The 9,028-nt window shown below is 28.4% G+C and carries 8 protein-coding genes; 1 reads left to right on the forward strand and 7 read right to left on the reverse strand.

Going from position 1 to position 9,028, the window contains the following annotated elements; translation table 11 throughout:
• Positions 1-131: 131 nt before the first annotated feature.
• From B5E92_RS14460 to B5E92_RS14485, 6 genes are all read right to left on the reverse strand, one after another.
• Positions 132-1,328, reverse strand: a complete 1,197-nt coding sequence (locus B5E92_RS14460; protein WP_087303313.1) for an MFS transporter — start codon at positions 1,326-1,328, stop codon at positions 132-134.
• A 219-nt stretch (positions 1,329-1,547) separates the two neighbouring features.
• A complete protein-coding gene (locus B5E92_RS14465) occupies positions 1,548-3,125 on the reverse strand; it encodes a hypothetical protein (RefSeq protein WP_087303315.1) in 1,578 nt (525 codons plus the stop codon).
• Positions 3,118-3,825, reverse strand: coding sequence for an ATP-binding cassette domain-containing protein (locus B5E92_RS14470; RefSeq protein ID WP_087303317.1), 708 nt, complete (start codon positions 3,823-3,825; stop codon positions 3,118-3,120). Before B5E92_RS14470 ends, B5E92_RS14465 begins: the two co-directional genes overlap by 8 nt.
• Positions 3,826-3,970: 145 nt before the next feature.
• Positions 3,971-4,969: an esterase family protein gene (locus B5E92_RS14475; protein ID WP_158095248.1), complete on the reverse strand. Its 999-nt coding sequence runs from the start codon at positions 4,967-4,969 to the stop codon at positions 3,971-3,973.
• Positions 4,970-5,036: 67 nt separating this feature from the next.
• Positions 5,037-5,627, reverse strand: a complete 591-nt coding sequence (locus B5E92_RS14480; RefSeq protein WP_087303322.1) for a TetR/AcrR family transcriptional regulator — start codon at positions 5,625-5,627, stop codon at positions 5,037-5,039.
• 149 nt (positions 5,628-5,776) lie between these two features.
• Positions 5,777-7,699 carry an NAD(P)/FAD-dependent oxidoreductase gene (locus B5E92_RS14485; protein WP_087303324.1) on the reverse strand — a complete coding sequence of 641 codons (1,923 nt, stop codon included), beginning with the start codon at positions 7,697-7,699 and terminating at the stop codon, positions 5,777-5,779.
• Between the two features lie 128 nt (positions 7,700-7,827).
• Between B5E92_RS14485 and B5E92_RS14490 the strand changes: the two genes are divergently transcribed.
• Positions 7,828-8,394, forward strand: a complete 567-nt coding sequence (locus B5E92_RS14490; RefSeq protein WP_087303326.1) for a TetR/AcrR family transcriptional regulator — start codon at positions 7,828-7,830, stop codon at positions 8,392-8,394.
• A gap of 67 nt (positions 8,395-8,461) precedes the next feature.
• Here B5E92_RS14490 and B5E92_RS14495 read toward each other — a convergent pair.
• On the reverse strand, positions 8,462-9,028 hold a 567-nt coding region (locus tag B5E92_RS14495; RefSeq protein ID WP_204245287.1), incomplete at its 5' end, for a PD-(D/E)XK nuclease domain-containing protein.

Below are 9,028 nucleotides of genomic sequence, written 5' to 3' on the forward strand. Positions count from 1 at the left end.
AGAACATCACTTTTAAAATCATAAATCTTTTTATCTGTTTCTTTCATAAAAAACCTCCTTTGTTATTTATATACATTTACAAAAGAGGTTTTTTCTTTTATTTTTTCTAATTACCAAAATATTCTTTAGCCCTAATTAAATAATTTTTTATCGTTACCACTACTTATTTTAAAGAAAATAACTAAAATCAAAGCAACTAACATCCACCCAAAACAAATTAGATAAAGATTAGAATATGTAGTTACATCTAAGATATTACCAGCAACATTTTGAAAAATAATAGCTACTAAATTCTTCAATGTTGCTACATATGCCAAAGCAGTAATTTGCTGATTTTCATCAATTAAAGTATTAATAACTTTTAGATTTATCATAATATACAACATTCCTGAAGGATGTTTAGCTAAAAATGTTATCAACAAAATAAAGATCAATGGTAAATCAAAACCATATACCGCACATTGTAAACAAACCATACTAATAGAAATAATTAATAAAGTTTTATTTGCAATTTTATCCATAAAACGATTAGAAAATAAAACTAAAGGTGCTTCACAAAATACTGCAATTGATAAAATAGTCGATGTAACATCAACATCTAATCCTTTATCCGTCAGCATTGAAGGAACAAAGGTATTAGACATATTAGTAATACCATAAAAAATTGCACATATAGCTAAATAATAAACAAACTTTTTATTTTTAAAAAGCGTCATTGTCTTTACTTTTTCATTTTCGTTAGCAGCTTCTTTTTTTATATCCGGCTCAGTCCCAACCAGCCCAATTATACATAAAATCATTGTTAAAACAAAAACAATAAAAATAGCTTGTGGTGCTACTAAATCATATAATATTCCTGCAAATTGAGAACCTAAAGCATAACCAATTGTTCCCCAAATTCTAATTTTTCCATATTGATATGGTGAAGCTGTCGCAATTTTTTCCATTACTGGGTTAACACCATTGATCATCATTAATACAACACTATAACTAACAGCAATCATAAACAAGCTATTAGATACCATAAATACAATACCACCTATAGCTACAATAACAAATAAAATAGCATTAACTTTCTTAATATCAAATTCATCATTCCATTTTCCAATAATTGGTTGTGTTATCATCGAAGTTAAAAATGAAGCTGATACCACTAAAGAAACATCGCTGGCTTTAAAACCCCGATCCATTAAATACACTGAAATAAGAGCACTAAATAATGCCCATGATAAATAATAAAAGTTATACATCAAAAAATAACTTAAATAACTATTTTTATAACACTTAAGTAAACTTCTTTTCTCTACTCTTTTTAATAAACCATCCATGTCTTTGTTCCTCCTTGAAAAAAGAATAACAAAAACAAATAGCTATCAAAATAGTATCTAAGTACTTTAAAATCATATTCATAAAAAATAAGTTATATTAACATAATTTTGTAAATAATATTTACAAAAAAAAAGATTATCCTATTTTATAAGATAATCTTAATTACAAATCAATCTTGTTTTATATAGCAAAAAAGATTGAAACGTCGTTTTAAATTATTATTGACGAAGCCGAAATGTTTTTGAGGCATAACGATAGACTAATATACTAGCAATAATTATATAGACAATACAAAAAGTAATCATGATAAGGCCAAATACAAAAGCATTCATTTTTAAATAAATAAAGGCAAAACAAACCAAATAAGTTATTGACATAACAATGCTATAAGTACTACTCTTAGTTTCTGTCATACTATTATACGGTTGTAAAAGATAATAACAAGTCAGATAATGAATTGAAAAGAAAATACTTGTTGCAATAATACAAATAAAAACGATTGGATAAATCCATGGATTAGTATTTTTGTCAGTTATATATATTAAAAGCGGAAGCCCGATTGCTATAACCGATGCTGGCATTAAATTAATAATGATGATATCTCGTAAACGCAAATAAAATAAAGAAATAATAACATCTTTACGACGATAAAATGAATATGTCAGCATACTATGATCACAATTTCGAAACATTGCTTGAACAACTGATTTTCCAGAATTAAAAGAATAAATAATAAATACAAAATATGGTAAAAAATTTAATAATGAGCTATTAATTTCATAGTGTACTTTAGGAAAAGAAAGTAATGCTATGATCGCTGCAATTAATAAACCCAATGTAAAAATAGTGATTCTTTTAGCACTGCGCCATAATAATTTTTGATGACGTTTTACAAATAACTCATTAAAATAAGCATATCCTTTTTTCTTACTAGTAATTGATACATCATTACTAATAGAATCTAAATAGCTACTATTAGTAATTTCTTTTATTGAAGTATTAATATTTGAAAATTTTTGTCCTAATAAGACCTGATACATTGGCCGGTATAAAGAAAAATTATAGATATAAATAAACCCAATAATTCCTAAAGACATAATAGCCAATATAACAATACTTATAAATATCGGTAAAGCCAAACCGGTAATAAAAGGTAAATATGCTAATAAATAGCAAATTGCAATTATTGACCAGACTGCTTTAACCGGACTATTTTCGTTACGAATTTTTCCTTTTGTTTTATACTGATAAAGTGAATAACAACTAGAAATAATTTTAGCACCACAAACAGCTAGAGGTACTAATAAGCAAAAATACAGTGGTAACCCAAAAGTAATATTAGCATAAATTAAAAATCCTAAAAAACCAATTATAATTTTTAATAATTCATACAAATAATTAGTAATTGTATATTTAGCAGCATTCATACGCATTAAAATAATACTATAATACTTATCACGTCCTGGTTCAAAAAGACGATTATTACTAACAGCTCCCGCTATAGTTAAAAACAATAATATATTTAGAAAAAATGCCGGCTGTAAACTACTATCTATATTACTAAATAAAATCGGTATGATAAAAAATAATCCAAGATATAATCCTTTATATAAAAATATTGTAATAATCTCCCATAATAATGAAATAACACTAGCAATAGCTTTTAAACTCTTACTTGCATATAATGAAACAGGTAGAATTCTTTTTATTAATGGTAATTGTTTTAAGGAATAGATAATTGTATTGACCCGATAAGTAATTTGCAATCTAAAAGCAATCCAAAATGTTTTAATCATGATCTTCCTCCCTTAGCATTGCTAAAATCTTATCTTTAAATTCATCATTATCTAATTGATCTTTGGATACCTCTTGTAATTTACCATGATTTAAAATGACGATTTCATCACATAAATCCAATGCTAATTCCATAATATGAGTAGATAAAATCAAAATACAATCTTCTTTTAAATGACGTAAAACATTTTTCATTTCCTCAGCAACCACAACATCTAATGAAGTAAGCGGCTCATCTAAAAGTAAAACATTAGGTTTTAAAATAATATTAATCAACATTTGCATTTTATTTTTCATCCCATGAGAAAAATCTTTTAATAAGCGATCACGATCTTCTTTTTTTATATTAATATAATCAAAATACTCATCAATAGTTTTTAAATTAACAATTTGTTTTTCATTAATTTCTAAAAAGAATTTTAAAAACTCACGAGCAGTTAAAAACTCAGGAACAGCAGGTGTTGAAAGTACATATCCAATATCTTCGATTTCAAGACGTCTTTGATTATCATTTTCTTTTAATAGTACAGTTCCATTATCCATTATTATATCTTGATTAAGACAATTAAATAATGTTGTCTTACCAGCTCCATTTCGACCTAATAATCCATATATTTTCCCCGATTTAAATGTATAATTAATGTCTTTTAATACTTCTTTTTTTTCAAAACTTTTTTGTAAGTGTTCAATAATTAATTCCATAGAATTCTCCTTATCCAATAATATATTTTATTATATCTTATCTATCGATATTTTAAAATCTATCATAATAAAAATGCCATATCATCCATAACTTTTCATTAAAAAGTTACTGATACAGCATTTACAATATCAATTAAATAATAACTTATCTATTCCAGAAAAAACATAGACCATTATAAGTATATTCATTACTTGCAGTAGCATCATGACTATAGCCTTCTCGTTGTAAAAATACTACATTTCCATCTGCTTTTGAAGTTGCCAGACGAAAAATATCATTTGATCCATCAGTCATTGCATTAATTTGATTTTTAAAAGAATTATAAGCAAAATCATCAGTACCAGATGCTGCAAAAATAAAGAAATCTTCAGGACCATAACCTTGGTTGCTTACTAGATCAGCCATATAATCACCATCTGAAGTATAGCTGCCACTCATTGGCATAAAATAACGGAAATAATCTAAACAATAACGAAGAGTACACCAAGTATTAACTGAAACCATTGAAAAGCCGCCAAACCCTCTATGATCACGACTAGCTTTTAATCCTTCTGGTGTTGTTTCAGTAGCATAAGTACTATATTGACTTTCTACTGCCGGTATTAGATCATTAACTAATTCATTATGAAACTGATCAGTTAGCTGTAATGCTAAACTATAATCACTACTATCATTTTCACTAGTATTGTTATAAGTTGGAAAAACAAGGATCATCGGCTGCATTTTGCCATCTTCTATAGCGTGATCTACTACATTTTTAAATGAACTAGGATTTTGAGCAGTTCCCATTATCGTAGTTTCATTGCTCCAGCCACCGTGGCTAAGATAAAATATGTTATATTTTTGATCATTTGAATATCCATAGGGTAAATATACCCATGCATTTTTTTCTAGCGGCTGACTATGATCTTCATAGCTAAAAGATTCCCAAGTTTCATATGTTAGCTTATTTAATGTTCCTTGCTGTTTTGCAGGTGTTTCATAATTTTCTGGTATATATTCAAGTTCAGTTGGAATAGTTCCACTTTCCATATCATTAACCTCACTAGTATTTGATTCATTACTTTCATTAATTGATCCACAACCACTTACCATACATAATACTATATACAAGATAACTACTTTAAAAGCTTTTCTTTTCATCTTTTTATTAACACTCCTTCCATCTTTTACTCCCATTAATCTAATTATCATAAAATATTGTTAATCTTTAGATTTGATAGTGTGATAAAGAATCTCGAAGCTGTCCTTGACAATACTTTTTAAGTAACTCTACTGGCGCACTAGCCCCATTTAAAATTCCCCAAGTCAAAACAATACCATAATACTGTGACACAATCGCATCAGATAGCTGTTTTACTGGTGTTTCTTTTGAAAGTTCACCAGCATCAATAGCCTGATTCAATAAATCACTTATGATATTATAGTCGTAAAGTAACTTTTCTTTTCCTCCTTGATCTTCTGGTTCTACTACAGTCTTTATCCATTGTTGACAAATTTTAAGACCAGTTTGTTCAATATATTCCATCGATCCAATTAGAAAAGAAGTAATTCGATCGCCTATATCTCCATCTAATTCCACCGATCTTTTATAAATTTCATTATAATTAGATTTAGCAATCTCACTAACAACATCTTCTTTACGTTTAAAATAAGTATAGAAAGTCCCCTTTGCTACTTTGGCTTCTTTAGTTATATCGTCAATAGTAACATTTTTAAAGCCATTTTTTTCAATCAATCTTTTAGCTGCCACAATTACTTTAAGCCGTGTTTGCATAGCAGCAATTTGTCTTTTACCCATCGCCAAAACGAACCCCCTTTCTTTTATCTTTATTTCAGTATAATAAGTCACTGACTTAAAGTTAATGACTTATTATAAATCATTAATACAATATAATTATTATTTAACAAAAAAAGATAGCATCATTAGCTATCTTTTCCATTATTTTTTTATTCCATTACTCTAATTGCATGATATCCTTCATGAATTGCTGTTAAGATCTTTCTTGGTGCAACGGCATCACCAATTACAACAACTTTATCATCATACTCTTCTTCTAATAAATCTTCTAATTGATTATTAGGTTTAAATCCAGCTGCATTTAAAACAGTATCACAGCTAACTGTATGAACTTCACCGTCTTTTTCATATGTGATACTATCATCAGTTATTTTAGTAACTTTTGCTCCTGTTACAACATTTACACCACGATCTTTAATCATATTGCGCAAATGCTGATCATTATTTAAACAATGATTAGCTAAAGCTAAAATATCTGGCAACATTTCAATCAAAACAGTATTTTTACCTTGACCAGCTAAGTCGCAAGCTGCTTCACTACCAGCTAAACCAGCACCAATAATAACTACATTATCACCTGTTGTTACTTGATGAGTTAAATAATCAGTCGCTAATACTGTTTTTTCTATTCCTTCAATAGGAGGCATTGCTGGATTAGCACCAGTAGCTAAAATAATTCGATCATAATCTAACCCTTTAATATTATCTTTAGTAGCCGCTTTATTTAAAGAAATATTAACACCTAACTTATGACATTGTGTTTCTAGATAAGTAATTAATTTTAATACATCAGCTTTAAAATCAGGTCCACCAGCAGGCCATAATGTTCCACCTAATTTATCAGCTTTTTCCCAAAGATCAACTTCAAAGCCACGTCTTTTAGCAGTAATTGCTGCCTCCATTCCTGCAGGTCCACCACCAATAATTAATACTTTTCGTTTTAATCCAGTATCTGCTGGTAAAGCATATTCTTTTTCAGCATAGCAAGTTGGATTTACTGCACAGTAATAATGTTTTCCGCTAAATCCAGATAAAAGACATTCATTACATCCAACACATGGAGTGATATCTTCAAGTTGATTTTTCTTAACTTTATTTACCCAGTGTGGATCAGCAAGCATTTCATGTCCTAAACCAACATAATCAAGAATACCATCATTAACTACTTTTTCAGCTAATTTAGGGTCAAATAATTTTCCATCACCTAATACTGGTACACTGACAACATCTTTAATAGCTTTTTGAACATCTAATTTATGTCCAGGTTTTGAATAAACTGTCGTAATTGCCTGATACCATTCTTCATAACATCCAGTATCAACATGCAAAGCATCTACACCAGCTTTTTCTAATATTTTAGCCATTTCGATACCTTCGCTTAAATCTCTAAATCCTTCTACTCTTTGATCAGGAGTAAATTTAACTAATAGTGGTACTGTATCAGGAATATTCTTTTTAATTGCTTCAATACATTCTAATGTAAAACGCATTCTATTTTCTAAAGAACCACCATATTCATCAGTTCTATTATTCCATTGTTTTGATTGGAATTGATCCAATAGATACCCACCATAAGCATGTAATTCAACCGCATCAGCACCAGCCATAACTGCAAGTGATGCAGAATATCCAACTTTTCCAACTAAGTATTGAATATCTTCTTTAGTAAATGGTTTACAAATTAAATCAGGAAACCAGAAAGACCCAACGCTACCAGCACTATAAGGTGGTGTAAAAGGATCAGTAAATTGTTGTCTACCTAATCCTGGTGACAATTGAACACATACTTTAGCGCCATAATGATGACAACGATCAATTAACATATTTAATCTTTCTACATGATGAAAATCTGATAATTCTGTACAAGGACGTGGTTCATATTTTGTAGAAACAACATTAGCACCAGTAATAATTAAACCAGCTCCCCCTTTTGCTCTTTCCATAAAATAATTGATGGCATCAATATTATATGCACCATCCGCTTCACCAGTTGTCCCCATTGGTGACATAAATACACGATTTTTCAACTTCATTTTTCCAATATAAGTTTTGTCAAATAACACATTTTTCATAGCCGTTTTCCTCCATTTAATTACTTTACTTGAGTAAAGTATATCATTTACCACAGTAAATGTAAAGGGTTACAAAATAAACATTTTACATATCTTCAAAATCATTTATAATATGTTTAGGTGATTTTATGACAACAAAAGATAAAATTTTAAAACAAACATATAAACTTTATCAAGAAAAAGGTTTTAATAACGTTACAATCCAGGATATTTGTAAAAAAACTAACATTACAAAACCAACTTTTTACAAATACTTTAAAAATAAAGAAGATACTATCATTCATTTATATGATGATATAACTAAAGAAATTTCTAGTAATGTTCCCCAACTAATATTAGCTAATAACTATTATGAACAACTATTACTTTGTTTTCTTTCTTTAGTTAAACAAAGCCAAGATATTGGCTTTGATATTATTGGCCAGATGTTTAAAATAAATCTTGATAATGATCAAGGAAGTTTTGATTTTAGAGATGATTTTTCAGCAATCTGTATTGCAATAACAAAAAAAGGACAAGAAGCAGATCAATTTTTAAACAAACGTAATCCCTATGATTTATATAAAACCCTAAGCTATGCTTTTACCGGATTTGAAATGATGTGGTGTATAAAAAAAGGTGATTTTGATTTTGAAACAGAAGTAAAAAATGCTATTCAAACAATTTATCAAGTTGACAAAAAACTATATAAATAATTAAAAAGCAGTATATTTAAATGTATACTGCTTAATACTTTGGCTATTAATCACTTTTTATAGCCATTTATGCTTTTGTAATTATACATTGTTTTTTATAAAAAGATATTCCATAGCCAATTACATTTTCATATCCTTCATCAACTAATCCTTCAATATATCGCTTTTCAATAATCTGATTACTTGCTTCTTTGCTATCTTCCCTTAACTCTTTAATACTATTTGAATGTTTGCATTCAATAATAATCGCTAGATCATCAATATCCATTGGCAATACCGCTAAATCAAATCTCCCTTCTCCGCTTTCTCGATTTGATTTAACCTCATAGCCATCGGCATTTAAAAATCCTACCATAAATCCATGATAAAAACTTTCATAATTATCATAGTAGCTGATGCTACTTTTTAAAACCTGATTTAATGTCTTCTGAGCTCTCTTTTCCTGATTATCAAGAAGATTGTTTATAAACTCATTTCTTCTTTCTCTTTGATAACTTTCAAACCATTTCATAAAGATATTTTCATAAATCTTTTTTACTTCTTTATTGGGAATGACCAGTTTATAGGTATCTTCTACTAGTTCATTATTTTCATATACTTTCTCTTTGATTTTTAAATATCCGGTAAACAGCAG

It is taken from the genome of Erysipelatoclostridium sp. An15, assembly GCF_002160675.1.
In the GTDB taxonomy this organism is placed as follows: domain Bacteria; phylum Bacillota_I; class Bacilli_A; order Erysipelotrichales; family Coprobacillaceae; genus Thomasclavelia; species Thomasclavelia merdavium.

Coding starts and splice junctions, on each gene's coding strand:
- B5E92_RS14460 (WP_087303313.1), bottom strand. CDS start 1,328: ATGGATGGTTTATTAAAAAGAGTAGAGAAAAGAAGTTTACTTAAGTGT.
- B5E92_RS14465 (WP_087303315.1), bottom strand. CDS start 3,125: ATGATTAAAACATTTTGGATTGCTTTTAGATTGCAAATTACTTATCGG.
- B5E92_RS14470 (WP_087303317.1), bottom strand. CDS start 3,825: ATGGAATTAATTATTGAACACTTACAAAAAAGTTTTGAAAAAAAAGAA.
- B5E92_RS14475 (WP_158095248.1), bottom strand. CDS start 4,969: ATGAAAAGAAAAGCTTTTAAAGTAGTTATCTTGTATATAGTATTATGT.
- B5E92_RS14480 (WP_087303322.1), bottom strand. CDS start 5,627: ATGGGTAAAAGACAAATTGCTGCTATGCAAACACGGCTTAAAGTAATT.
- B5E92_RS14485 (WP_087303324.1), bottom strand. CDS start 7,699: ATGAAAAATGTGTTATTTGACAAAACTTATATTGGAAAAATGAAGTTG.
- B5E92_RS14490 (WP_087303326.1), top strand. CDS start 7,828: ATGACAACAAAAGATAAAATTTTAAAACAAACATATAAACTTTATCAA.